Annotated in this window: 21 protein-coding genes and 1 pseudogene; 4 read left to right on the top strand and 18 right to left on the bottom strand. The window is 69.7% G+C overall.

Translation table 11 applies throughout. The features are described from left to right. Together smc and ACFXGJ_RS10305 are read right to left on the bottom strand one after the other, a co-directional pair. Window positions 1-2,546, bottom strand: a 2,546-nt coding sequence (smc, locus tag ACFXGJ_RS10310) for a chromosome segregation protein SMC (protein ID WP_378618539.1), incomplete at its 3' end; no start/stop codon positions are given. A gap of 94 nt (window positions 2,547-2,640) precedes the next feature. After that, a complete protein-coding gene (locus ACFXGJ_RS10305; RefSeq protein WP_378618536.1) occupies window positions 2,641-3,417 on the bottom strand; it encodes a VOC family protein in 777 nt (258 codons plus the stop codon). Window positions 3,418-3,536: 119 nt separating this feature from the next. On the opposite strand from ACFXGJ_RS10305, the gene ACFXGJ_RS10300 reads away from it, so the two are divergent. Both ACFXGJ_RS10300 and ACFXGJ_RS10295 read left to right on the top strand, forming a co-directional pair. Further along, complete coding sequence (locus ACFXGJ_RS10300; RefSeq protein WP_378618534.1) at window positions 3,537-5,093, top strand: APC family permease; 1,557 nt, start codon at window positions 3,537-3,539, stop codon at window positions 5,091-5,093. A 44-nt stretch (window positions 5,094-5,137) separates the two neighbouring features. After that, window positions 5,138-6,864 (top strand): annotated as a pseudogene (locus ACFXGJ_RS10295) (DUF222 domain-containing protein). A 21-nt stretch (window positions 6,865-6,885) separates the two neighbouring features. On the opposite strand, the gene ACFXGJ_RS10290 reads toward ACFXGJ_RS10295, so the two are convergent. From ACFXGJ_RS10290 to ACFXGJ_RS10260, 7 genes are all read right to left on the bottom strand, one after another. Further along, window positions 6,886-7,989: a serine hydrolase domain-containing protein gene (locus tag ACFXGJ_RS10290; protein ID WP_378618531.1), complete on the bottom strand. Its 1,104-nt coding sequence runs from the start codon at window positions 7,987-7,989 to the stop codon at window positions 6,886-6,888. A 172-nt stretch (window positions 7,990-8,161) separates the two neighbouring features. After that, window positions 8,162-8,617 (bottom strand): DUF350 domain-containing protein, encoded by a 456-nt coding sequence (locus tag ACFXGJ_RS10285; RefSeq protein ID WP_378423030.1) that lies wholly within the window; start codon window positions 8,615-8,617, stop codon window positions 8,162-8,164. Window positions 8,618-8,657: 40 nt separating this feature from the next. Then, window positions 8,658-9,824 carry a glutathionylspermidine synthase family protein gene (locus ACFXGJ_RS10280; RefSeq protein ID WP_378618529.1) on the bottom strand — a complete coding sequence of 389 codons (1,167 nt, stop codon included), beginning with the start codon at window positions 9,822-9,824 and terminating at the stop codon, window positions 8,658-8,660. Between the two features lies 1 nt (window position 9,825). Then, entirely contained in the window at window positions 9,826-10,335 is a 510-nt protein-coding gene (locus ACFXGJ_RS10275) for a hypothetical protein (protein WP_378618544.1), read from the bottom strand. Window positions 10,336-10,492: 157 nt separating this feature from the next. Beyond that, window positions 10,493-10,774 carry an acylphosphatase gene (locus ACFXGJ_RS10270; protein ID WP_378618526.1) on the bottom strand — a complete coding sequence of 94 codons (282 nt, stop codon included), beginning with the start codon at window positions 10,772-10,774 and terminating at the stop codon, window positions 10,493-10,495. 10 nt (window positions 10,775-10,784) lie between these two features. Continuing rightward, a complete protein-coding gene (locus ACFXGJ_RS10265) occupies window positions 10,785-11,936 on the bottom strand; it encodes an SMP-30/gluconolactonase/LRE family protein (RefSeq protein WP_378618523.1) in 1,152 nt (383 codons plus the stop codon). 13 nt (window positions 11,937-11,949) lie between these two features. Then, a complete protein-coding gene (locus tag ACFXGJ_RS10260; protein WP_378618521.1) occupies window positions 11,950-12,393 on the bottom strand; it encodes an OsmC family protein in 444 nt (147 codons plus the stop codon). Window positions 12,394-12,517: 124 nt separating this feature from the next. Here ACFXGJ_RS10260 and ACFXGJ_RS10255 point away from each other — a divergent pair, with 124 nt between their 5' ends. After that, window positions 12,518-13,627, top strand: a complete 1,110-nt coding sequence (locus ACFXGJ_RS10255; protein WP_378618518.1) for a hypothetical protein — start codon at window positions 12,518-12,520, stop codon at window positions 13,625-13,627. Window positions 13,628-13,676: 49 nt separating this feature from the next. Further along, the gene (locus ACFXGJ_RS10250) at window positions 13,677-14,546 is read left to right on the top strand and encodes a universal stress protein (RefSeq protein ID WP_378618515.1); all 870 of its coding nucleotides are present in this window, start codon (window positions 13,677-13,679) and stop codon (window positions 14,544-14,546) included. A gap of 13 nt (window positions 14,547-14,559) precedes the next feature. Here the strand turns inward: ACFXGJ_RS10250 and ACFXGJ_RS10245 are convergent, their stop codons facing one another. The 9 genes from ACFXGJ_RS10245 to mutM all read right to left on the bottom strand — a co-directional run bounded on the left by ACFXGJ_RS10245 (window position 14,560) and on the right by mutM (window position 25,952). Beyond that, window positions 14,560-15,240, bottom strand: coding sequence for a response regulator (locus ACFXGJ_RS10245; protein WP_378618513.1), 681 nt, complete (start codon window positions 15,238-15,240; stop codon window positions 14,560-14,562). Window positions 15,241-15,253: 13 nt separating this feature from the next. Beyond that, window positions 15,254-17,779: a DUF4118 domain-containing protein gene (locus ACFXGJ_RS10240; RefSeq protein ID WP_378618510.1), complete on the bottom strand. Its 2,526-nt coding sequence runs from the start codon at window positions 17,777-17,779 to the stop codon at window positions 15,254-15,256. A gap of 7 nt (window positions 17,780-17,786) precedes the next feature. Continuing rightward, window positions 17,787-18,437, bottom strand: a complete 651-nt coding sequence (locus ACFXGJ_RS10235; RefSeq protein WP_378618508.1) for a potassium-transporting ATPase subunit C — start codon at window positions 18,435-18,437, stop codon at window positions 17,787-17,789. Window positions 18,438-18,443: 6 nt separating this feature from the next. After that, a complete protein-coding gene (kdpB, locus tag ACFXGJ_RS10230; RefSeq protein WP_378618506.1) occupies window positions 18,444-20,549 on the bottom strand; it encodes a potassium-transporting ATPase subunit KdpB in 2,106 nt (701 codons plus the stop codon). After that, window positions 20,546-22,246, bottom strand: a complete 1,701-nt coding sequence (kdpA, locus tag ACFXGJ_RS10225; RefSeq protein ID WP_378618503.1) for a potassium-transporting ATPase subunit KdpA — start codon at window positions 22,244-22,246, stop codon at window positions 20,546-20,548. The genes kdpB and kdpA overlap by 4 nt, the downstream gene beginning before the upstream one ends. 4 nt (window positions 22,247-22,250) lie before the next feature. After that, window positions 22,251-22,349, bottom strand: a complete 99-nt coding sequence (kdpF, locus tag ACFXGJ_RS10220; protein ID WP_378423007.1) for a K(+)-transporting ATPase subunit F — start codon at window positions 22,347-22,349, stop codon at window positions 22,251-22,253. Further along, window positions 22,346-22,471: a hypothetical protein gene (locus ACFXGJ_RS10215; protein ID WP_378618487.1), complete on the bottom strand. Its 126-nt coding sequence runs from the start codon at window positions 22,469-22,471 to the stop codon at window positions 22,346-22,348. Before ACFXGJ_RS10215 ends, kdpF begins: the two co-directional genes overlap by 4 nt. Before the next feature lie 190 nt (window positions 22,472-22,661). Further along, window positions 22,662-25,013, bottom strand: a complete 2,352-nt coding sequence (locus ACFXGJ_RS10210) for a LuxR C-terminal-related transcriptional regulator (RefSeq protein WP_378618484.1) — start codon at window positions 25,011-25,013, stop codon at window positions 22,662-22,664. 66 nt (window positions 25,014-25,079) lie between these two features. Beyond that, window positions 25,080-25,952 carry a bifunctional DNA-formamidopyrimidine glycosylase/DNA-(apurinic or apyrimidinic site) lyase gene (mutM, locus tag ACFXGJ_RS10205; RefSeq protein WP_378618482.1) on the bottom strand — a complete coding sequence of 291 codons (873 nt, stop codon included), beginning with the start codon at window positions 25,950-25,952 and terminating at the stop codon, window positions 25,080-25,082. Between the last annotated feature and the right edge of the window lie 8 nt (window positions 25,953-25,960).

Here is a 25,960-nt window from a genome sequence, read left to right as displayed (position 1 = left end):
GCCGCGGCCACCGCGGCCGCGTTCTGACGCGCCGCCATCGCGCGTTCGGCGCGGGCGCGGGCGTCGCGTTCGGCCTGCGCCGCGCGACGCAGCGAATCCGCCTTGCCGCGAACCGATTCGGCCCGTTCCTCGGCGGTGCGTAGGGTCAGCCGAGCCTCGACCTCGACCGCCCGGACCTCGGCGACGGCGGCGGCCGCCGCCTCCCGCTCACCGCTGCTCGGGTCGCCGGCGGTCGGGTCGCCGTCCGCGGACTGCTCCTGCTGGGCCAGCGCGAGGCGTTCCTCGAGCTCACGCAACGCCGCGACCGACTCCTCGCGGCCCGCCTCGGCGGTTGCACGCTGGGCGGCGAGCCGGTCCGACTCGGCGTGCGCGGCCCGGGCCACCTGGCCGAGCCGTCCCAACTGCTCGTAGATCGCGGACATCGCGGCATCGGACTCGTTGAGCGCGGCCAACGCCTGTTCCGCCGTCTCGGTCCGGTCCGCGCGTTCCGCCTCGGCGCCCGCCAACGCGGCGGCCAGTTCCTCCGCGCGGCGTTCGGCGTCGGCGAGCCCGGCGGTGGACGCGTCGATCGCGGACTGCACCTCGAGGGTGGACGGCCTGCGGTCCGAGCCGCCGGTCATCCAGCCGGCGCCGGCCAGGTCGCCGTCCCGGGTGACGGCACGCAGATGCGACTGCGCGGCAACAAGTTCCGCGGCGGCATCGAGGTCTTCGACCACCGCGACCGTGCCGAGCAGGGCGGTGAGCGCACCGGCCATGTCGGCGGGGTGTTCGATCAGCTCCAGCGCCCGATACGCCCCCTCGGGCAGCCGGTCGGCAGGGATGGACACCGCGGCGGTGCCGCCGATGACCAGGGCCGCACGACCACCGTCACCCGCCTTGAGCGCGCGCACTGCCTCGCGCGCCGCGCCAACGGATTGCGCTGCGACGGCATCGGCTGCGGGCCCGAGGGCCGCGGCGATCGCCACCTCGAAACCCGAACGGATACGCAGCAGCCCGGCCAGCGGGCCGACGAGGCCGTCGCCGGGGTGGTGCTCGACGAGCCAGGCGGCACCGTCCTTCTGCTGCAGGCCGATCGAGAGGGCGTCGATACGGGCGCGCAACGAGGCGACCTGCTGTCCCGCGGCGCGCTCGGCGTCCTGAAGCTCACCGACCCGGGCGGTCGCCGACTCGAGTGCGGCGGTGGCGCGTTCGTGGTGCGAGTCCAGCCCGAGTTCGCCCGCGTCGAGGTCGCCGATCTTCTCCTGGACGGTCTCGAACTCGGACTGCGCGGCGTCGCCGCGGGCGCGGGCCTCGTCGATCGCCACCGAGAGGCGCGCGACCTCCGAGTCGACGGAATCGGCCCGGCTGCGGAGGGTGTCGACCTGACCGGAGAGGCGGGCGAGACCCTCGCGCCGGTCTGCGATCGCGCGCACCGCGGCCAGGTGGGCGCGCTCGGCGGCGGCGGACGCCTCCTCGTAGTGGGTCAGCTGCTCCTTGGCGGCGTCGAGGGTAGCCCTGGCGATCTCGAGCGCCTCGAGCAGTTCGGCCTCCTCCGCCGCGACCCGCTCGGCCTGCGCCTCGAGCTGCTCGGGGTCCTGACCGCGTCCGACGGTGGGTGCGGCGTCGAGGTGCCGGGCACGTTCGGCGGCGATCCGGATGGTGGCGTTGACCCGTTCGGCGAGGGCGGAGAGCTGGAACCAGGTCTGGCCCGCGGCCTCCGCGCCCGGGGTCAGTCGGGCGAGGGCCTGCTCGTGCTGGCCGAGTTCGGTGGAGGCAGCCTCGAGTTCGGCCTGCACGTGCTCCTGCTGTGCACGCGCCATCGCCTCGTCCTGGGCCTGCGAGGCCATTTCGGCCCGGCGGGTGACCAGGTCGTCGGCGACGAGTCGCAGCCGAGCGTCGCGCAGGTCGGCCTGCACGGTCTGCGCTCGGCGCGCCACCTCCGCCTGCCGGGCGAGCGGTTTGAGCTGCCTGCGCAGCTCGGTGGTCAGGTCGGTCAGGCGGGCCAGGTTGGCCTGCATGGCATCGAGCTTGCGGACCGCCTTTTCCTTGCGCTTGCGGTGCTTGAGGACGCCGGCGGCCTCTTCGATGAATGCCCGCCTGTCCTCGGGGCGGGACTCGAGGATCGCGGCGAGCCGGCCCTGACCGACGATCACGTGCATCTCCCGGCCGATGCCGGAGTCCGACAGCAGTTCCTGCACGTCCATCAGTCGGCAGGAGGAGCCGTTGATCTCGTACTCGCCGGCGCCGTCGCGGAACATCCGGCGGGTGATGGAGACCTCGGAGTACTCGATCGGCAGCGCGCCGTCGCTGTTGTCGATCGTCAACGTCACCTCGGCGCGGCCGAGTGCGGCCCGACCGGTGGTGCCGGCGAAGATGACGTCCTCCATCTTGCCGCCGCGCAGCGCCTTGGCGCCCTGCTCCCCCATCACCCAGGTGAGGGCGTCGAGAATGTTCGACTTGCCGGACCCGTTCGGGCCGACGACACAGGTGATACCGGGCTCGAACCGCAGAGTCGTCGCGGATGCGAAGGACTTGAAGCCCTTCAGCGTCAGACTCTTGAGATGCATGGCGAATGACGTTACTGCACCGCACCGACCGAATCGGCCATTGAACACCCCGCCGAGGCGCTTCCCCGACCATCGCCCGCGCTGCGGCGGCGACTTACCCCTGCCCGCCCGCCGGCGGGGAGCCCACCGTGAACTTCGCCCCGAACGGATCGGTGACCTCCGCGGTCCTCCCGTACGGCATGTCCGTCGGGTCGAGTGCGGTGCCTCCGTTCGCGCGGGCAGCGGCAACGGCCGCATCGGCGTCGGCAACCTGGAACAGCGTGCCCCAGGCCGACGCGGGCGCGGTCGGGTCTCCCAGGATGCCGCCGATCTCGTGCCCGTCGGGTCTGCGCAGGAACGTGAAGTCCATGCCGGGCAGGTCGGGGTTTCCGTCCAACGTGAAGTCGAACACCGTGGCGTAGAACTCGCGTGCCGGGCCCGGGATGGGCGTCACCAGGTCGTTGCGGAGCAGCGTGTTCGGCTCGTTGACCAGTTCGCAGCCGACGTGCGCGAATCCCCGCCACAGCCCGAACTGTGCGCCGGACGGGTCCCGCAGGATCGCCATTCGTCCCTCGCCCATCACGTCCATCGGCTCCGCCAGCACGATGCCACCCGCGTCGGCGGCCCGCGCGACCGTCTCGTCCACGTCGGCGGTGGCCAGGTAGACGCTCCACCAGAAGTCCGTCGCGCTCGGGTCGGGATTCGGCATCAGGGCCGCGACCTTCTTTCCCCGCAGCAGGCACATCGTGTAGCGCCCGACCTCCTCGGGTCCGACATCGAACTCCCACCCGAACACCGAGCCGTAGAACGACATCGCGCGGTCGAGGTCGGGGATGCCCAGGTCGATCCAGGTGGGGGTGCCAAGAGGTTGGTTCGTCGTGACGGCGCTCATCGCTACTCCTGAAATGTCGGGACTCGCTCGTGAACTGTCGACTGCGATCTCGACGCTAGCCGCCCGTACCGACACGGACGAGGTGAAGCGCACTTCGCGGGTGCACTAATCTGCCCCGAGTGATCGACGACTCGGCGGGGACCGCCAAAGGACTGCGAACCGGCGCGCTGAGCCTGACTTCGAGCGTGGTGATCGGCGTCGCCTCCGCAGGTCCCGCCTACAGCATCGCGGCGACACTGGGACTCGTCGTCGCGGCCGTGGGCCTGCAGGCGCCGGTCGTGGCCCTGCTCGCGTTCGTGCCGATCCTGTTCGCCGCCCTCGGCTACAAGGAACTCAACGCCGCCGATCCGGACTGCGGGACCACCTTCGTCTGGGCGACCCGCGCGTTCGGTCCCGCCTGGGGCTGGATGTCGGGCTGGGCGATCGTCGTGGCGGACGTGCTGGTGATGGCGAGCCTGGCGCAGGTCGCGGGCCAGTACACCTTCCTCGTGTTCGGCGCCGAGGGCATCGGGCACGACCCGACCAACGTCTGGGTGCTGACACTGGGCGTCGTGTTCATGGTCGCCATGACGCTCCTGTGCTTTCGCGGCATCGACATCTCCGCGCGCTTCCAGTCCGTCCTGCTCACCGTCGAATTCGTCGCACTGGTCGTGTTCGCTGCGGTGGCGCTGGCACGGGTGTGGCTCGGCAATGCGGGCGCGGCCGCACTGACGCCGCAGTGGAGTTGGTTCAACCCCATGGAGGTCGGTTCGTTCTCCACGTTCGTCAACGCGATCCTGCTGATGGTGTTCATCTACTGGGGCTGGGACTCGGTGGTCTCGGTCAACGAGGAGACGGTCGACGCCCGCCGCACCCCGGGCCGGTCCGCGGTGATCTCGACCGTGGTCCTCGTCGCGCTCTACGTTCTGGTCACCGTCGCCGCCCAGTCCTTCGCGGGCGTCGGCGAGGAGGGCACCGGCCTGGCGAACCCCGAGCACTTCGACGACTTCTTCGCCGCGTTGGGCACCGCGGTGTTCGGCGAGGGTCTGTTCGGGCAGGTGCTGACGCACGTCCTGCTGCTGATGATCCTCACGTCCGCGATCGCGTCCACCCAGACCACGATCCTGCCGACCGCGCGCACCACCCTGTCGATGGGCGTGTTCAAGGCGCTCCCGGACAGCTTCGCCCGCGTGCATCCCCGGTTCCTCACCCCGACCGTGTCCACGCTGGCGATGGGCGCCGTCTCGGCCGTCCTGTACGTGGCCTTCAACTTCGTCTCCGAGGGCGGCCTGATCTTCGACGCGGTGTCGGCGGTCGGCATCTCGGTGGGTTTCTACTACGGCATGACCGGCCTCGCCTGCGCCTGGCTGTACCGGGACACCCTGCGAGGCAGCACGCGGGACCTGTTGATGCGCGGGGTCTTTCCGCTACTCGGTGGTGCCATGCTGCTGTTTGCCGCCGGCTGGACGGCGGTCACGTCGTTCTCGGGGTCGTCGGGCGAGACCAGCTGGGCGATGCCGTTCGCGCCGCACTGGCACGTCGGCGGGGTTTTCGTCCTCGGGGTCGGTTCGATGGCGCTCGGCCTGCCGCTGATGTGGTGGTGGCGCAGCCGGGAGCGGGCGTTCTTCGCCGGTGAGACGATCGAGCGCGGGTTGCCTGCACCGGAACATCGTGTGGCGGAGGCCAGTTCACTGTAGGCAGACCCTGGCGAAGCCGAGCCATACGGCGTAACATAGAACACATGTTCGATTTTACGGACGCCCCCACATCACCCCCGGGACTGCTCGATGCCGTCGCGGGCACGGAATGGGCATCCGTACTGATCGAGCAACACGCAACGATCGCGCGACACCAGTTCATTCAGATCGACGCCGTCACCACCCTGTACCTCGCCCGCTGCGAAGAGGACGCCCGGCGCGGCAAGAACGAAGCCGTCCAGGGCGAATTCGCGAACATCGAGGTCGCGGGGATGCTCCATGTCACCGAAGGCACCGCCCTGGCCATGATCGATCTCGGCTGCACCCTGCGCTGGCGCCTGCATCGCGTGAGGGCACTGTTCGCCGCCGGGCGGATCGACCTCGCTCGGACCACCGCAATCGCCGACGCCCTCGCCAACGTCCCCGACGACAACTCGACGACATCGAACGGCTCCTGGTCGAAGGTGCCGAACGCATGACGGGTCCGAAACTGCGCACCAAGGCACGCCGCCTGATCGCCCGGCACGACCCCGACGGCGCCCGCCGTCGCCGCGAACTCGCCGAGGCCGACCGGGACCTCCGAATGCACGCCACCGACGACGGCATGACCCGAGTCGACGGGCTCCTGCCCGCCGCCGGCGCCCAAATCCTCGCCATGCGACTACGCCGAATGACCTTCGACGTCTGTGGCCGCGACCCGCGAACCTTCGCCCAACGCCGCGTCGACGCACTCATCGCCCTCGGCGCCGGAACGACCACCCTCACGTGTCGCTGCGGGCACGACGACTGCCACACTCTCAACCACACCGACAGCACCGAGCCGGTCGAAGTATGCGAATCCGGCGACGCCGCAACCGAATCACCCGAGGCCGCTCCCACCGAACCCAGCCGACCGACGCTTCCCAGGGCGACCATCACCGTCGGCGTCAACGCCATGACCCTGCTCGGACTTGACAACCTCCCCGGCTGCCTCGCAGGCCACGGCCCGATCGACGCCGACCTAGCCCGCGAAATCGCAGCCGACGGAACCTGGCGAAAGGTTCTCACCCTCACCGAAACCGACCGCGAGCTACTCCTCGACGCCCTCGCCACCACCGAGAACAACGCCGATGCCGCGTGGCTTACAGGCACGCGTACAGGCACCCCCTCCCACGGCCACATCCTCGGCATCAGCCGCGCACTCACCGCCGCAGGCATCACCCCCACTGCCATCCGAGAACGCACCCAGTCACGACGCGAGGCCCTCACCTACCGCCCCTCCGCACGGCTCGCCGAGATCATTCGCACCAGAGACGGGACCTGCCGATTCCCCGGATGCACGGCCCGCGCAAGCAACTGCGACATCGACCACACCGTGCCCTTCGACCACCACAACCCACGACACGGTGGCCTCACCGTCGAGCACAACCTCGCCTGTCTCTGCCGCACCCACCACCGGCTGAAGACCGAAGGACTCTGGAAGGTACGACAACTCGGCGCCGGACGACTCGAATGGACCGACCCCCATGGAACCACCACCATCACCACGCCCGACGGCGCCTTCAGCGCAGACGAGGCGAATCCCCCCGACACCCCGTTCGGACCACTCACCGACCAAGCAACCCTCGATCGCCTCTTCGGACCGCACCGCGGCCGCGGCGCCGAGGACGACCTCGAGTACCTCCTCGACGCCCACCTACCCAACTGGCGCACCACCCGCCGCGAGCGGCAATCCCGCGCCGTCCACTACACCGGCTCCACCTGTCGAATACCCCGACCCGCACCGTTCTGAGGGGCGGCGGTGATCAGTGCGTCAGATCTCTCGCATCCGGCGCAACAGTTCCACCGCCGGCCGTTCTTTCAACCCTGCCGAGTCCTGCAGGACGACGATCGCCGCACCGTGCGCGCGGTCGAGCATGACGGCGCCCGAGAATCCGCCGGTACCACCGGAATGCATGGTGTAGTCCACGCCGTCGATCGTCGCGATCCCCCACGCGTAGCCTCGTCGCAGAGACGGCGTATCCGACCACCGCGGTCGCAGCGCAGCCATTCCCGGCGCCTCCTCGCGCAGCAGTGCCTGCGCATACGAGGCCATGTCGCCGATCGTCGACCGCGCGCCGCCGCACGGCGCGTATGCGCCGATAGTCCACGGCGCCTGGGCGCGACCGTTCTCGTCGATTCCGGTGCTCGCACCGGCCGGCAGGTCGCCACGAGTCAGCGGGACCCACGTCCGCTCCAGCCCGAGCGGCTCGAGGACCCGCGCCTTCAGCAACGTCACGAAGTCGGTGTTCGCGGCCGAGGCCAGTGCCTGGCCGAGCAGCGCGTACCCGAAGGACGAGTATCGAAATGTGCCCCTGAAGATCAGCGGCGCCAGCCTGGCCTGCGCGAGCAACTGCTCGCGGTCGAACGGGAACGGATTGCCGCCGTTGAGCTTCCAGTCGATTCCGCCCGCGATCATGTCGGGGGTGGTCGCGAACTCGAGCAGTCCCGATCGGTGTCCGGCCAACTCCTCGAGCGTGACGTCGGCCACGGCCGAGCCTTGGACCGGCAGCAAGGTGCCGAGTCGCGTGTCGGGGCGGACCTCCCCACGATCCAGCGCGACCGCGAGGAGTTCCCCGGTGAACGTCTTGGTGATCGACCCGATCTCGTACTCGCCCGCGTCGCGCGGTCCCAGGTGCACACGCGTACTGCCCCTCGCGTCCACATACGCGACGTCGACCGAGCGGTCGGCGGCGGGAGCGAGCAACTCCCGTGCGAGCTGCTCGAGCCGCGACTGGCGCTCCTCCACGTCACCGATCGACGCCGTCGCGGTGCCGGCGCCTCCGACCAGCACCGACACCGCCACGAGTGCCGCGGCGGACAAGCCGCGCAGACGAAGCGTGACCCGCTCGGACAGTCCAGATCTCAGATGACGCATGTACGTCACGCCTCCCCCATCGGGAACGCCAGGTTCGCAGGTTCCACGCCTCGCCCCCCCGGGCAAGACACCACGCGACACTGTCGCTCATATGCACGAATACCGATACCTCCAGGAGGTATCGGTGTTGCCGTGCAGGACGTTACGCCCGTCTCGACACGAGGTGCAGGACCTACAGAATCGCGACCGCCACCACGAGACCCAGCGCGAGATGGGCGGCGGCGACCACCAACACCTCCGGGGTGAACCTCTCCCGGGCAAGAACCTCACCGATGTCGATGCCGGTCACCAACTCGACGAAGCGGACCGAGAACACCTGTGCGGCAATACCGACCAGGCCGAACACGAAGCTGTAGATCAGGCCCTCGACCAACCTGCCGGACGACGCGTAGATCGCGAGCACGATGATCAGCGCCATGCTCACCATCCCCGATGCGGTCACGATCGCGGCGTTCGGCCGGCCGGCACGGACCAGGTCCCGGAGCTTGCCGGGGGTGGTCCAGTCGATGGCGAAAAATCCGAGCACCATCAGCGCCAGCCCGAGGATCGCGTACAACACGATCGCCGACACACCCCGTCCGAGAGTCGACCAGTAGTCGCTACCCAGTGCCACCACTGTCGTCGTCATGTCGGGCTCCGTTTCGTCCGCGGTCGGCGTGACAGTGCTGTCACTGCTTGGGAATTCGATGTGGCACGAAGGCTGCGCCGTCGTCGGTCACCAGGCCGGCGGTCTCCCGGATCCCCAGGCCCGCGGCCTCGTCGCCGACGATCCACGCGCCGAGCGCCGGTCGCATGCCGTCGAACTCGGGCAGCGGGTCGAGGAGTTGGTACACGAACCCCTCCTCGCCGTAGATACCGCCGGTGCTGGTGTCCATCCCGGCGCCGACGATCGAGACGTTGGCACCCTCACGGCCGAGCTTGGGTTTACGCACGTACTCGGTGAGCTCGTTGGGGTCGTCCAGGTAGGCGGGCAGCAGATTCGGGTGGCCGGGGTACATGCCCCACAACACCGCAAGGATCGCCTTGTTGCTCAGGAGCGTCTTCCACAACGGCTCGATCCACATCGTCTCCGGCAGCAGTTCGAGTGCCCGTTTGCCGAACTCGTCGTCCAGCACCCATTCCCACGGGTAGAGCTTGAACAGCGAGGAGATCGGTGCCTCCTCGAGATCGACGAAGCGGTGCAATTCGCTGTCGAATCCGATCTCCTCGATGGGCAGCGCCACCGTGTCGAGACCCGCCTCCGCCGCGCACTCCTGCATGTACGCGACCGTGACGTTGTCCTCGCCACTGGCGTCGGCACTCGACCATGCGAAATGCAGCTCCGCACTGGGCAACTGCTGACGGATCTCGGTCCACCGCTCGACGAGCCGCTCGTGCAGGGAGTTCCACTGGTCGTCACCGGGATGGGCATCGGTCAGCCAGTGCCATTGCAGGATCGACGCTTCCAGCAAGGTCGTCGGGGTGTCGGCGTTGTACTCGAGCAGCTTCGCCGGCCGCCGCCCGTCGTAGCGCAGGTCGAACCGACCGTAGACGTGGGGATCGCCGCGTCGCCAGGACTCGGCAATCGGCCCCCAGGTCCATTCGGGGAGGCCGAAGTCCCGGTAGCGCTCGGTGAGGATGACGTGCTCGACCGCGTTGAGGCACATCGAGTGCAGTAGTTCGACGTCCGCCTCGAGGGCGAGGATCTCGTCCATCTCGAACGCGTAGTGGACCGACTCGTCCCAGTACGGACGCTCCGAGCCGTCGGCCATGCGCGCCGGACTGCCGTACACCATGCCCTGCGCGGCCACGGTCTCTTGCCACCCCGGCCGAGGGGTGCCACGAAGTCTGCGCACGTCAGGTCCCGCTGCTGCCGGAGATCTTGCTGCCGAAGCCGCCCCGTTGAACCGTGGTGCCGGACTTGGTCTTGATGGTCGCTCCCTTGGGTGTGACGACAGTGCCGCCGGTCATCTTGGTTCCGACGCCACCACCGTGGCCGCCGTAGTAGTAGCGGTACTGCGAGCCCGCGAAGATGAACATGCCGGCCGTGGCGCCGGAGCCGGGCGTGCCCTGCGTGCAGTACGAGTCGTCGACCACCACCTCGGTGTTCGGGTCGATGCAGGTGGCCTCGACGGTGTCCGAGGACAGCACCGAGTAGCCGAGCGCGACGAGGCCGACCACTCCCACCACCGCGACACCACCGATCATGGCCTTGCGACGTTTCCGCTTCTTCGCGGCCTCGTTCGCGGCGGCCTCCGCGGCCAGCCGCTCCTCCTCGGCGCGCTGCTTGCGGGCCTTGTCGCGTGCCCTCGCCTCGCCGACGGTCGGCGGGCGAGGCTGGGTGGTGCCAGGCTCCTGGCGACGGATCCGGCCCGCAGGCTTCGCGGGTTCCGCGGCATCCGGCTCCACCGGCGACTCGGAATCCCGAGCCTCGACTTCCCGACCTTCCGACTCCTGCGCGCCCGGGTTGTCCCCCTCGGGTCCCACCGCGTCCTCCCCACCGTGTGACGTCATCGACCCGAGCCTAGCGTTCGACGAATCCGACGAGTCCGCCCGCCGCGTCCGACCAGCTCTCCACGACGAGATCGACCGAACCCGGGGTCGATCCCGAGCGCAGCAGTTCGAGCAGCCGCTCGCAGGACGACCTCGGGCCCTCCGCGATCACCAGCACTCGGCCGTCGGGCCGATTCGTCGCGTGCCCGACCAGGCCCAGTTCGAGCGCCCTCGAGCGGGTCCACCAGCGAAAGCCCACTCCCTGGACTGCGCCGTGCACCCAGGCGGTGAGCCGCACCTGGTGCTGGGTCATCGGGCACCCGTCAGTTCGCCGGCGGAACGAGCTTGTGGACGGTGCCCTCGAAGCTGGTGGCGTACAGCGCGGTCGCATCCCAGCCGGGACCCGCACCGAACCGGACCGACGAGGTCAACGGGAGACCCGTTGCGATCTCGCAGGTGTCGCCGCTGGCGGGGTCGACGCGAACGATCTTGCCCGCCCCGTTGAGCGCCTCGTACAGGTAGCCGTCGGCGCCGAGGGTGAGGTCGTCACCCGCGTTCACGGGTCCGGCACCGGGCAGCGAGAGGACTCGGGCCGGACCGGTCAGGTCCTTCGTGTCGAGCACGCGAATCTGGGTCGTTCCTTCGAGGGTGTTGCCCACGTAGACGGTCTTACCGTCCGGAGACGCGAAAATGCCGTTCGCGGAGCCGATGTCGGTGCGCACCGTGACCGGCTCCTGCGGATCGGCCGCGGGGATCCGCACGATTCCCGGCTTGCCGCCGAGCACATTGGTGACCAGCAGGTCGCCGTTGTCGAGCCTGGCCAGCCCGTTGGGCATGGTCAGCCCGTGCGCGAGGGTCGACTGCTTGCCGCCGTCCAGGCCGACCGACTCGACGGTGCCGTTGGTGCTGCCGTACAGCCCCGCCATCACGTTGTTGCCGGTGTTGAACAGCACCCGGTCGCCGTCGACGACGATTCCGCCAGGCGAGTTCACCGAGGAGACGAGAGTTCCCTTGTCCCCGCCGGGGGTGAGGGTCCGGATGGCACCGTCGCCGAGCACCGCGCTCTCCGAGAGCAGCATCTTGCCGCGGCCGTCGAAGCCGAGGTTCTCGAGGGTTCCGAATCCGCTGGCGATGGTGCTCACGGTCCACTGCTTGCAGGCGGCCGACGCGGCCGCCACCGAGGGCGTGGTCGTGGCGGCCACGGCAGGCGACGTGGTCGCTGTCGTCGAGCCCGGAGCCGCCGGCGTGATCGTCGCAGCAGGCGCGGCCGGCGTGGTCGGCGTGGTCGTCGCGGCCGGCGTGGTCGCCACGGCCGGGGTCGACGTCGCCGGGAGCCCCGGAATCGGCAGCGGCAGAGACGGAATCTGCGGGACCTCGGGGCCGGGGGTCGGGAGAGGCTGGGCGCCGGCCAGTGGTGCACCGGCGAACACGCCGGCGACCACCGCGCCGACCATCGCAACGCGGGACAGAATCATGGCGCCTATTCGATCACGAATCAGTCTCGACTGAAAGGTTCACCACGGTGCCATTTTTCAGTGTCCGGCCGACGGTGCAGACCTTGTCCACGGACTTGAGCACCACGGTCAGCAGCCGTTCCTGCGCTTCGGCGTCCAGCTCGCTCAGATCGACCTCGAGCACCTCGTCGAGTCGCGGGTAGATCTCGTTCTCGCGGTCGGCCGCTCCCGAGACCCGCACGGTGGCGTCGTAGTTGTCGCCGAGCCGACGCGAGAGTGGCAGATCGGAGCTCATCCCGGTGCACGCGGCGAGCGCAATCTTGAGGAGCTCGCCCGGCGTGAACACCCCGTCCACGGTCTCCGACCCGATGAGCACCTCGGCGCCTCGCGAGCTGCGGCCCGTGTACCGGCGAGTTCCGGTCCGCTCGACCCACAGCTCGGTTCCGGCGGGAGTGGTATCGGGAGTCTGTTCAGCCATGGCGCAAGTCTGCCATCCCGGTGGGATCCGCTCGCCGCTCGGCCAGCACGATCGGGCCGGTGGGGATAGTTTCGAGGAACAGGGCACCTCAGTGCTGCGGTCAACCCGGGGAAAGGCCTGACGGATGCTGCACAACGATGTTCCGAGCCAGAACGAACTCGCGACCCTCGCGGCGGTCGAAGGGCGCACCTGCCTGTCGATCTACACCCCGATGGACGCGGCCCTCGACGACCCCGAGGCAAACCGAATCGCCTTCGCCAACCAGGCGAAGTCGGCGCTCGAGGCCGTCCAGGACAAGTCCGAGCGCGACACGTTCGAGGAGGCACTCGGCGACCTGGCCGACGATGACGACTTCTGGCGCTACCAGTCCCGCACCCTGGTGGTACTCGCCGAGGGCGAGCACGTACACGTCCACCGCATACCGAACCGTCTCGAGGCAGTCGAGCGCGTCGGGGACCGTTACTTCCTCAAGCCTCTGCTGCGGGCGGTGACCTTCCCCCAGACCGCGTTCGTGCTCGCTCTCGCCGAGGGGTCGGTGCGACTGGTGGAGGTCTCCGCCGAGTACCCGGCCGAGACGGTACGGGTGCCGGACCTGCCGACGAGCGCGGCAGACCACGCCGGCAAGGCCTCGCTCAGCGGTCGGGCACCGAAGGGGCGACTGCAGGGAACCGAAGGCCGCAAGCTGCGCGTGCGACAGTACTGCCGGGCCGTCGACCAGGCGCTACGCCCCGTTCTCACCGGTCGCGACGTCCCACTGATCCTCGCCGCGACCGAGCCCGTTTCGTCGATCTACCGTTCCGTCAACAGCTACCCGGCCTTGCTCGCCGAGGGCCTCGACGGCAATCCCGAGGAGCGCAGCGACGAGGAACTGGCAACCCTCGCCCGGGGCGTGCTGGACCGCCACTACGCCGCAGAACTCGCACGCACCCGCGAACTGTTCGAAACCCGGCGATCCCAGGGTCGGGCACAGACCGACCTGACGGACATCGGCCGCTCCGCCACCTTCGGACTGGTCGACACGCTCTTCGTCGACATCGACAGCTTCGTGCCCGGCACGATCGATCCCGAATCCGGGGTGGTCGAACTCACCGGTGACGACACGGGGTTCGGCTACGGCGTCATCGACGAGATGGCCCGTCGGACGCTGTTGCAGGGCGGCCGCATCCTGGCCGTGCGCGCCGAGGACGTCCCCGAGGGTGCGCAGGCCGCCGCGATCCTGCGCTACGCCGGCTGAGCCGGCCGGGTACCGACCACGGACTGCAAGGACTCCCGAGGAGGTTCGCATGACCGATCACCACCCCGTCGTCGTCGGTGTCGACGGGTCGGACTCGTCGAAGGCCGCGGTGGCATGGGCCGCCGACGCCGCGGCGGCGCGCAAGTCCGCCCTGCATCTGGTCTCCGCTGCGCTGGCACCCGTGCCGTTCGCCGGCATGGCGGCGGTCGGGCAGGATTTCTACGACGACCTCGCCGCGGAGAGCCGCAGACTTCTCGAAGAAGCGCGGACCCTGGCGGTCGAACGCGCACCCGACCTCGCGGTCGAGGCGACTCTGCATGCCGGACAACCGGTTCCGGTGCTGCTCGACTGGTCCGAACGAGCCGCGATGGTGGTTCTGGGATCGAGCGGACGCGGCGAGTTCACCGGCGCCGTCCTCGGCTCGGTCGCGGATGCCCTCGCCACCCACGGCTCCTGCCCGGTGGTGGTGATTCGTGGCACGGTCACCGAGCCGGTGGAGGGTCCGGTCGTGGTCGGCGTGGACGGCTCCGCGAACAGCGAACCAGCGATCGCGGCGGCATTCACCGAGGCGTCGCTGCGGGGCACGAAACTGGTCGCGGCCTACGCGGCGAGCGACCTCGCAGTGGACCGCTTCCTCGATGTGGTGGACGAACCTACCGCCGCTCTCGACGGTGCGCGGGAGCTGCTCGCCGCGGGGATGGCCGGGTGGCAGGAACGGTTTCCCGAGGTCGAGGTGGAGCGAGTGGTCGCCAAGGACCGCCCCGTCCGATTGCTGCTGGACCAGGCCGCCACCGCACAGCTGGTCGTGGTCGGCAGTCGTGGACGCGGTGGATTCCGTGGGATGCTGCTCGGTTCCACCAGCCGGGCCCTGCTGCACAGCATCGAGTGCCCGCTGATGGTCGTGCGCGACCGCCGCTGAGCCCCGGCCCCGCTCACTCCTGGAAGCGGTATCCCATTCCCGCCTCGGTGATCAGGTGGCGGGGACGGGACGGGTCGTCCTCGAGTTTCCGCCGCAGCTGCGCCAGGTAGACGCGCAGGTAGTGCGTCTCGGTCGCGTAGGCAGGCCCCCACACCTCGCGCAGCAGTTCCTTCTGCCCGACCAGCTTGCCCTTGTTGCGCACCAGCATCTCGAGCATCCCCCACTCGGTGGGCGTCAGGTGAATCTCCTGATCGCCCTTGGTCACCTTCTTCATCGCGAGGTCGACGGTGAACGAGTCGGTCACCACGACCGGCTCCGCGGCGTCCGCGGCCGCCGAGTTCCGGCGCACCGCCGCGCGCAGCCGCGCGAGGAACTCGTCCATCCCGAAGGGTTTGGTCACGTAGTCGTCGGCACCCGCGTCGAGAGCCGCGACCTTGTCCGCGGAGTCGGTTCGTGCCGACAGCACGATGACGGGCGCGGTGGACCACCCCCGCAGGCCCGCCAGCACTTCGATGCCGTCCATGTCCGGCAGTCCCAGATCGAGGACGATCACCTCGGGGTGACGCTCGGCAGCCGCCCGCAGCGCGGCGGCGCCGTTCGCCGCCGTGCTCACCTCGTACCCGCGCACGCTCAGGTTGATCCGGAGCGCCCGGAGGATCTGCGGCTCGTCGTCGATCACCAGTACTCGTGTCACACAGTCACCTCGGTCATGCCGTCACCTTCCCGATTCCAGCCAAGTCCACCACCATCGTCAGTCCGCCACCGGGGGTGTCGGTGGCGGAGACCGTTCCGCCCATCGCCTCGACGAACCCCCGCACGACCGACAGCCCCAGCCCGACACCCGTGGAGTTGTCGCGGTCTCCGAGACGCTGGAACGAGTCGAAGATCTGGTCCTCCGCGCCCCGTGCCACCCCGGGTCCGGTGTCGGCCACCGTGATCAGCACCCGGTCCCCCACGTCCGCCGCCGCGATGCGGACCGGGGAGTCCGGCGCGTACCGCAGCGCGTTGTCCACGAGATTCGCGATCACCCGCTCGAGCAGACCGCTGTCCGCCGCGACCGCGTGCCCGCCGACGTCGACCTGAACGCGCTCGCGTCCCGCCCGGCCGAGAACCGGGGTGCCGACGCCCACCCCGACCAGGGCGCGGTGGACCACCTCCTCGAGGTACACCGGCCGCAGGGACGGCCGCACGACGCCCGCCGCGAGACGGGAGGAGTCCAGGAGGTTGCCGACCAGGTTGGTCAGCTGGTCCGTCGACTCCTCCACCGTCGCAAGCAGTTCCGCGGTGTCCTCCGGGGAGAACTCCACGTCGTCACTGCGCAGGCTCGACACCGCCGCCTTGACCGCGGCGAGCGGCGTACGCAGGTCGTGGCTCACCGCCGAGAGCAGCGAGCGGCGGAGCCGGTCCGCCTCCGCCAGGGCCTGCGCGGCGCTGGCCTCCTCGGCGAGTTGAGCCTGCCGGATCAGCCCGACCGCCTGGTTCGCGACGGCCGCGAGCACCCGCCGGTCCCTCGCCCGCAGTTCGCTGCCCCGCAGCGCCAGCGCGTACTCGCCCTCGCCCACCTCGCACGCGGTGTCGGCGTCCGCGACCGACGTCGGCGGCGCATCCCCCACCGAGCTCACCACCCCGACACCCCGATGGATCACGCTGACGGACTGCTGACCGTAGGTCTCGCGGACCTTCTCGAGCAGCGCGGGCAGGTCGGCACCACGCAGCACCGAGCCGGCGAACAGTGCCAGCAGCTCGGCCTCCTGCGAGGCCAGGCGCGACTCCCTGGCACGCTTCGCCGCCGCATCCACCAGGACGGCCACGGCCACCGCGATCACCAGCAGCACCACGGTGGTGATGAAGTTGTCGGGCTCGGCGATCGTGAAGCTGTGCAGCGGCGGGGTGAAGAAGTAGTTCAACAGCAGCCCGGACATCAAGGCGGACAACGCTGCCGGGCCGACGCCGCCGAGCAGCGCCACCAGCAGCACCACGATGAAGAACAGCGCGCTCTCGCCGCCGACGCCGAAGTGATGGTCGGTCACCCCCATCACCGAGGATGCCGCGGCCGGCACCAGCACCGCCGCCACCCAGGCCAGGATCTTGCGCGAGCGGGATCCTGGCGGTGACAGCCTGCGCCTGGTGTTCGTCTCGCCGTGGGTGACCATGTGCACGTCGATGCTGCCCGAGCGCTGCACCACGCTCGCGCCGATGCCCTCGTCGAAGATCCGCGCCCAGCGCGAGCGCCGCGACGTGCCCAGCACGAGCTGGGTCGCGTTCGCCGACCGCGCGAAATCCAGCAGCGTCCCCGGGACGTCGTCGCCGACCACGCTGTGCAGGCTCGCGCCGATACTCGAACACAGCGCACGCACCTTGCCCATCTCGGGCGCGGACACCCCGGCCAGGCCGTCGCCGCGCACCACGTGCACGACCATCAGTTCGGCGCTGGCCTTCGACGCGATCCGGCTGGCACGGCGCACCAGCGTCTCGGACTCCGGGCCTCCGGTCACGGCCACGACGACCCGTTCGCGCGCCTCCCAGGTGTCCGTGATCGCGTTCTCGGCACGATACTTCGCGAGCGCAGCGTCGACCTGGTCCGCCACCCACAGCAGCGCGATCTCCCGCAGTGCGGTGAGGTTCCCGCGACGGAAGTAGTTGCTCAGGGCCGCGTCCACCTTCTCCGCGGCGTAGATGTTGCCGTGGGAGAGCCTGCGCCGCAGTGCTTCCGGGGTAATGTCGACGAGTTCGACCTGGGTAGCGGCGCGCACCACAGCGTCCGGAACGGTCTCCTGCTGGACCACACCGGTGATCTGGTGGACCACGTCACCGAGACTCTCGAGATGCTGCACGTTCAGTGTCGTCAACACATCGACGCCGGCAACGAGGAGTTCTTCCACGTCCTGCCAACGCTTCTGGTTGCGGCTGCCCGGGGTGTTGGTGTGGGCGAGTTCGTCGACGAGCACGAGGGACGGCCTGCGCCGCAGCACCGCGTCCACGTCCAGCTCGCCCATCGTGGTGCCGCGGTACTCGACGAGCTTCGGCGGAATGACCTCGAGGTCACCGAGTTGGGCCGCCGTGCGGGCGCGGCCGTGGGTCTCCACCACGGCCGCGACCACGTCGGTCCCCCGCTCGCGACGCCGGTGCGCCTCACCGAGCATCGCGAACGTCTTGCCGACACCCGGTGCCGCGCCCAGGTAGATCCGCAGTTCTCCGCGCCTGCGCCCGTCGGGGGTGTCGGTACCGCTCACCTGGCCATCATCCACCAGTCGAGGAGGTGCCGCACGAAGGCGCGGTCAGGCCGAGGGCGAGGTTGAGTTCGAGCACGTTGACGCGCTCGGCGCCGAGAATCCCCAGCTGACGCCCCTCGGTGTGCTCCTCGACCAGCTCGCGCACCCGTGCCTCACCGAGCCCGGTGACCTCCGCGACCCGGCGCACCTGCAACTGGGCGTATGCCGGGCTGATGTGCGGGTCGATACCCGACCCTGATCCGGTGACCGCATCGAGCGGAACCTCGGACGCCGGCACCCCCTCACGTGCGGCGACGGCCTCGCGGCGCTGGTGGACGAAGCCTGCCAGCAGCTCGCTGCTCGGGCCCAGGTTGGTCGGCAGGGCCGTGGCCGGATCGCCGGGGGCGAAGGCGATCTCCTCGGACACCGAACCGGTGACCCTGTTGTGGAAGAACGGATCCGGCGCTCCGGCGGTCACCTGCGGGTCGACGCCGACCCACCGGCTCCCCACGACGCAACCGTTGGCGTCGCGGACCGGCGAGCCCTCCGCCGAACCCGCGCTGATCCGGCCGATACCCCACACCGCGGCCGGATACAGCACACCGAGGATCACCGTGAGTGCCAGCAGGACGAGCAGTCCCGCCCACACCTGCCGCACCAAACCGATAGTGAATCGCATTCGAGCTCACCCAATTCCAGGAACGAGACGGACTACGAGGTCGATCAGCCAGATCCCGACGAACGGGGTGACCACGCCGCCGAGGCCGTAGATCAACAGGTTCCGGCCCAGCAACTGCGACGCGGTCGAGGGCCGGTACCGGACACCTTTGAGCGCCAACGGGATCAGCGCGACGATCACCAGCGCGTTGAACACCACCGCCGAGACGATCGCCGACTGCGGTGTGGCCAGGTGCATGATGTTCAGGGCGCCCAGCTGCGGATAGATCCCGCTGAACAGCGCCGGCAGGATGGCGAAGTACTTCGCCAGGTCGTTGGCCAGGGAGAAGGTGGTCAGGGCGCCCCGGGTGATCAGCAACTGCTTGCCGATCTCGACCACCTCGATGAGCTTGGTCGGGTCCGAGTCGAGATCCACCATGTTGCCGGCTTCCTTGGCCGCGGAGGTCCCGGTGTTCATCGCGACACCCACGTCCGCCTGGGCGAGCGCGGGGGCGTCGTTGGTTCCGTCGCCGGTCATCGCGACCAGTCGGCCTCCGGCCTGCTCCTTGCGGATCAACGCCAGCTTGTCCTCCGGGGTGGCCTCGGCCATGAAGTCGTCCACCCCGGCCTCGGCGGCGATCGCCTTGGCCGTGAGCGGGTTGTCTCCGGTGACCATCACGGTCCTGATGCCCATCGCCCGCAGTTCCGCGAATCGCTGGGCGATGCCCGGCTTGACCACGTCCGAGAGCTGGACCACGCCGAGGACTCGGATCTCGCCGTCCCGGGACTGCGCGACCACCAGGGGTGTGCCGCCGCCGAGCGCGATCTCGTTGACGGTGTCGGTCACCGCCGGCTCGGCGTGACCGCCGAGGGAGGAGACCCAGCCGAGGACTGCGTCGCCGGCACCCTTCCGGATCGCCGCACCCGACTGATCGAGCCCGCTCATCCGCGTCTGCGCGGTGAACGGCACGAACTCGGCCTCGAGTTCACTGTCCGTGGGGTCCGGGGACAGCCCGAACTCCACGGCACACAGTTCGACGATGCTGCGGCCCTCGGGGGTGCCGTCGGCCAGGCTGGACAGCCGCGCGGCCGCCGCGAGTTCGGCGGCGCCGACACCCGGTGCCGGGTGCAGGGCGGTCGCACGCCGGTTACCGAAGGTGATGGTGCCGGTCTTGTCCATCAGCAGGGTGTCGATGTCGCCGGCCGCCTCGACCGCGCGTCCGGACATGGCCAGGACGTTGCGCTGGACCAGCCGGTCCATTCCCGCGATGCCGATCGCGGATAGAAGTGCCCCGATCGTCGTCGGGATCAGGCACACCAGCAGAGCGATCAGCTTGACCGGATCCTGCTCGTGTCCGGCGTAGAGCCCCATCGGGCCGATCGCCACCACGGCGAGCATGAAGACGACCGTGAGCGAGGCGAGCAGGATGTTGAGCGCGATCTCGTTGGGCGTCTTCTGCCGCGCCGCGCCCTCGACGAGCGCGATCATCCGGTCGACGAACGAATGCCCCGGCGCGGCGGTGATCTGCACGACGATCCGGTCCGAGAGCACGATCGTGCCGCCGGTGACGGCGCAACGGTCGCCGCCGGACTCGCGGACCACCGGCGCGGACTCTCCGGTGATGGCCGACTCGTCCACGGTGGCGATGCCCTCGACCACGTCCCCGTCGCCGGGAATCACCTCGCCGGTCGTCACCACCACTCGGTCGCCGACCTTCAGCTCGGTACCGGGCACGGCCTCGGTGGCCCCGTCGGCGAGGAGTCGATGGGCCGTGGTGTCCTGCTTGACCTTTCGCAGGCTCGCCGCCTGCGCCTTGCCGCGGCCCTCGGCCACCGACTCGGCGAGGTTGGCGAACAGCACGGTGAACCACAGCCAGGCCGCCACCACCCACGAGAACACGGACGGGTCGCCGATGGCCATCAGCGTCGTCACCACGGACCCGACGAAGACGATGAACATCACCGGATTGCGTGCGAGATGACGGGGATCGAGCTTGCGGACGGCCCCGGGCAGCGCGGTGAGCATCTGACGAGGACTGAAGACTCCGGCCTTGACCGGGTTCGATCCGTGCGGGTCTGTCGGGGGCACCCCGAGCACTTCGGGTCGCTCCTCGACCGTTGACTGCACACTCATTGCAAAGCCTCCGCTATCGGGCCCAGCGCGAGCGCCGGGAAGAAGGTCAGCGCCGCCACCAGGACGACGGTGCCGGTGAGCAGTCCGGCGAACATCGGCCCGGCGGTGGGCAGGGTGCCGGCCGTCGGTGCCGTCTTGCGTTGCGAGGCAAGCGCTCCCGCCAGGGCCAGCACGAAGATGATCGGCAGGAACCGTCCCAGCAGCATGCACACGCCGAGCGAGGACTGGAACCAGTCGCTGGTGACGGTGAGGCCGCCGAACGCGCTGCCGTTGTTGTTCGAGGCCGACGCGAAAGCGTAGAGCACCTCGCTGAATCCGTGAATCGATCCGGGTGTACCCGGATCGCCGCTGTTGCCCTGGAATCCGGTGGTCGACGACAGGATCACGGTGATTCCCGTGCCGATCAGGACCAGCGCCGGCATGACCAGGACCGACAGTGCGGCCAGGGTGATCTCGCGCTTGCCGAGCTTCTTGCCGAGGTACTCGGGGGTGCGGCCGACCAGGAGTCCACCGACGAACACCGCGATGAGGGCGAAGATCAGGATCGAGTAGAGCCCGGTTCCCACTCCGCCGGGGGCGATCTCGCCGAGCAGCATGTTCAGCAGCACCGCACCGCCACCGAGCGGCGACATGCTGTCGTGTGCGGCGTTGACCGCGCCCGTGGAGGTACCCGTCGTGCTGACGGCGAACAGGGCGCTGCCGGGAATCCCGAACCGGACCTCCTTGCCCTCCATCATGCCGCCGGCCGCGGTGGCGGCGGCGCCACGGTGGCCCGACTCCGCGGCAAGGGTGACGGCGAGCAGACCGCCCCACAGCAGGCCCATCACCGAGAGCAGGGTCAGGCCCTGCTTGCGGTCCCCGACCATCGTGCCGAAGGTGCGGGTCAACGCCACCGGGATCAGCAGGATCGCGATGATCTCCACGACGTTGGTCAGTGGGGTGGGATTCTCGAAGGGATGCGCGGAGTTCGCCGCGAGGATGCCGCCGCCGTTGGTGCCGAGTTCCTTGATGGCCTCCTGCGAGGCGACCGGCGCCAGGGCGTTGGTGGCCGCGTTCCCGTCCAGCCCGGTGGATCCGAATCCGGTGTGGAACGACTGGATCACGCCCTGACTCAACAGGATCAACGCGATGACGAACGAGAAGGGCAGCAGGATGCGCAGGCTGCCGCGGGTCAGGTCGACCCAGAAGTTGCCGATCTCCCCTCCCCGCGAGACCCGGACGAATCCGCGGATCAACGCCACCGCGACGGCCATGCCGACGGCGGCGGAGACGAAGTTCTGCACGGCGAGCCCGAGCGGCTGGGTGAGGTTGCTCATCGTCGTCTCGGGTGCGTACGACTGCCAGTTCGTGTTGGCCACGAAGGAGACCGCGGTGTTGAACGCGACGGCCGGGCTCACGCCGGACAGTCCCCCGCTGAGCGGCAGCACGCCCTGGATCCGTTGCAGAAAGTACAGGAACAACACGCCGGCCGCGGAGAACCCGAGCAGCGAACCGGCGTACCCGTACCAGGTCTGCTCGACGCGAGGATTGATGCGGCACAGGCGATACAGCGTCGACTCGACGCGCAGGTCGCCCGACCGGAGGTCGGAGTCGGTGGTGTACACCTTCGCCATGTAGTCGCCGACGGGAACGTACAGAATCGCCAGCACCGCGATGACCAGTGCCGTCTGCAGTCCCGCGGCAAGGGCGGGATTCACTTGGCTAGAACCTTTCGGGATCGACGAGCGCGACCAGCAGGTAGATCACGAGCGCGGCCGCGAGCGCGACGAGGGCGACGCTCAGCAGGCCCGCCGCGGTCACCGGTCGCCCGTCCCGCGAGCGGAGACCGCGGAACGACCGGAGTTGCTCTGCAGGGCGCGCAACACCAGCGCGCAGGCAGCGAAAGACCCGATCATCAGCAGAACGTAGGCCAGATCAGCCATGACGCTTCCTCTTCGACTGTGCACGGTCGCCGGCCATCGGCGAACCGGGCCCGGTGAGCGGGCCACAGTGCAGAGTGCTCCCCGAAATCGCCCTTTTCGATGTTCCTTACGGGTCACTGACATGGTGACCTGGCGCGTTGACGCGTTCTTTACACCCGCACGTCGGCTGCACCCACTTCCACCTGCGCGGTCAGGTCCCCCGGTCCCGGTTCCGCTCGACCACCCAGGCGGCGATCTGGGTGCGGGAGGTGAACCCGAGCTTGGCGAGGACATGCTCGACGTGTCCCTGGGCGGTGCGCTGCGAGATCACCAGCCTCGCGGCGATTGCCTTGTTCGTGAGCCCCTCCGCGACGAGTTCGGACACCTGCTGTTCTCGGTTCGTCAGGCGGACGTCGGGTGCGGCCAGGTTGCGGCTGGGCCGGTTCGTCGCGGGGGTCGCCACCGGCAGCCGGTGCTCGCCGAGGGCATAGGCCACAGCGTTGTCCACGGTGAGCTCGCGGCCTTCCTGAAGCGCAGCCTCGTAGCGCGGCGCCCCGAGTGCGGCGCGGGCCTGCTTCCGTCGCCGCTTCTGGTAGCTGAGCAGCCCGGGAATGATGACCGCCTTGATGCCCGACGCCTGCCCTACCGACTCGGACGCACCCATCAGCACCGCGGCACGCTCGGACTCGTGCTGCTCGGCCGCGATCCAGGCCAGGGCCTCGAGGCTCGTCGCGGCGGTGAGCGGATCGTCCATCAACCGGGTCAGCCGCAGCCCTTCCTCGAGCAACTGCGTCCCCCGGACCGGGTCGCCCTGCTGCCACACGGCCAGCCCGAGCATGCACAGCGAGTAGGCGCGGAACATCGACTCACCCCGAGACTCGGTGAGCGCGAGGACCTCCTCGTGGCAGGCGATCGCCCGCCGAGTGTCCCCACGCAGACCGGCGGCGAGGGCGACGCCGAGCAGACTCGACACCCGCCGCAGCGGGTCGTCCTGGGCGCGGAACACGTCGAGCGCCGCCTCGAGGGACAGCACCGCACGAGGCAGGTCACCCGAGAAGATGTCCAGATATCCGCTGGCAGAGGCGACGAGCGCCCTCGCCGCGTCGTCGCCGAGCTTCTCGGCAAGGGCCCGCGCCTGATCTGTCTGTGACGTTCCCGCCCGGAGGTCGCCCTGCATCACCGCCAGCACGGTGTCGTCGCAGAGCGCCGCCACCCGCTTCGCATTCGGTTGCCCGCCGGGGCGGGCGAGCACCCGATCCATCCAGTGCCTGCCCTCGCTGAGCTGACCGCGGGAGAGCCAGAACGGGTACAGCGCGTCGGCGATCCGCACCCCGCTGTCACCCTCACCGGGCTCGGTGAGGCAGAACGTCAACGCATCGCGCAGGTTCGACTGCTCCCGCTCGAGGCGGGCGATCCACTCCAGTTGCCGGGCTCCGATCCACTCGGCCTCCGCCCGCCGCGCCAGCTGCTCGTACCAGTCCCGGTGCCGACGCCGCCGCACCGTGTAGTCGCCGGTCCCCCGGAGCTTCTCGCGACCGTAGTCGCGGAGGGTCTCGAGGAGCCGGTACCGCACCACGGCCCTGGACTCCTCGCGAATCAGGATCGACTTGTCGACCAGCGACGTCACCACGTCAAGTAGGTCGTCCGACACGGGGTCCCCGGCACAGATGCCCTCCGCGGCATCGAGCTCGAAGCTGCCGGCGAACACCGTCAGGCGCGCCCACAGCACCCGCTCCTGCTCCGTGCACAGTTCATAGCTCCAGTCGATGGACAGCCGCAGTGTCTGCTGCCGCTCGGGCGCACCCCGACTGCCCCTGGTCAACAGCCGCAGTCGATCGGTGAGCCGCTGCAGAATCTGCTGCACGGACATCGCCCGCAACCGCGCCGCCGCAAGTTCGATCGGCAACGGCAGCCCGTCGAGCCGCTGACAGATCTGGGTCACCGCGACCTGGTTCTCGGCGGTGAGGCCGAACCCGGGCACCACGGCGCCCGCCCGTTCGGCGAACAGGGTCACCGCGTCGTATCCGGGCAGCGCCTCCAACGACGACGGCCGGTCCGGATCCGGCACCCCCAGTGGCGGCACCCGCAGCGTGGCCTCACCGCCGATACCCAGCGGCTCCCGGCTGGTCGCCAGGACGGTGAGCTCGGGGCAGGCCTTCAACAGCCCTTCAGTGAGCTCCGCGACCGCCCCGACCAGGTGCTCGCAGTTGTCGAGGACGAGTAGCAGATGCCGGCTGACGAGGTAGTCCTCGAGAAGCGCCCGCGGCGGGTGGGCGGACTGCTCGCGCAACCCGAGCGCGGACACCACCGTCTCCGCCAGCAGTTCCGGGTCGTGCAACTCGCCGAGTTCGACGAGCCACGCCCCGCCCTCGAACGCGCGGCGGGAATCCTCGGCCACTCGCAGCGCGAGCCGGGTCTTGCCGACGCCACCGATCCCGCTCAGCGTCACCAGGCGCGAGCCCGACAGCAGTCGCTTCGCTTCGGTCACCTCGCGGCGGCGGCCGACGAAACTGGTCAGATCGAGCGGCAGATTCCCGGCAATGCCCCGAACGGCGGACGACATGCAATCGCCACCCTCATCTCACCGCCCCCAGGATTGAGGGTACGCCGGGACGACTCGGGGTGGCAGTCAGCGAGACCGCTGTCCCGCTCGCGGTCGCGGCTGACACTTCGGGCAGCTGTACGACGAGCGGTTCATGAACTTCTCCCGGCGAATCGGGGCCCCACATCGCGGGCACGGCCGGTCCTCGCGGCCGTAGGCGGCCAACGACCGGTCGAAGTACCCGGACTGCCCGTTGACGTTGACGTAGAGCGCATCGAAGGAGGTGCCGCCCTGCTCGAGCGCCTCCCCCATCACCTCGGCGACGGCGGACAGCAGCTCGCGCACCTGTGGCCGCGTCAGCCGGTCGGCGGGCCGGTTTCCGTGAATTCGACTGCGCCACAACGCCTCGTCCGCGTAAATGTTGCCGACCCCGGAGAGCACGGTCTGGTCGAGCAGCACGCGTTTGATCTCGCTGTGCTTGGCGCGGACGGCGCCGACGACGCCTTCGGCGTCGAACGCGGGATCCAGCGGGTCGCGGGCGATGTGCGCGACCGATTCCGGGAGCGCCGCCCCGTCCACCTCGACGATCGGCGCGAGCGCCCAGCCCCCGAAGGTCCGCTGGTCGACGAAGCGCAACTGGGTGCCGGTGTCCAGTTCGGCGAGAATACGCAGATGCTTCTCCCGGATCGCCTCCGGCGGCTGGACCAGCATCTGGCCGCTCATCCCGAGGTGCACGACGACGGCCAGGTCGCCGGGCGCGAGTTCGAGCCAGAGGTACTTGCCGCGCCTGCGGGCACCGGTCACGGACAGTCCCGCGAGCTGCGCGGCCAGATCGGCTCCGCCCGGCAGGTGCCTACGCACCGCGCGCGGGTGCAGGACCTCGACGGACTCGATGCGCGAACCCACGACGTGTGCATCGAGCCCACGCCGGACCACCTCGACCTCGGGCAGTTCAGGCACGACGGACG

The organism is Rhodococcus sp. NPDC059234 (assembly GCF_042754225.1).
Lineage (GTDB): Bacteria > Actinomycetota > Actinomycetes > Mycobacteriales > Mycobacteriaceae > Rhodococcus_G.
The sequence above is the reverse complement of the archived record's forward strand: the minus strand, read 5'-3'. Positions and strand labels throughout refer to the sequence as shown.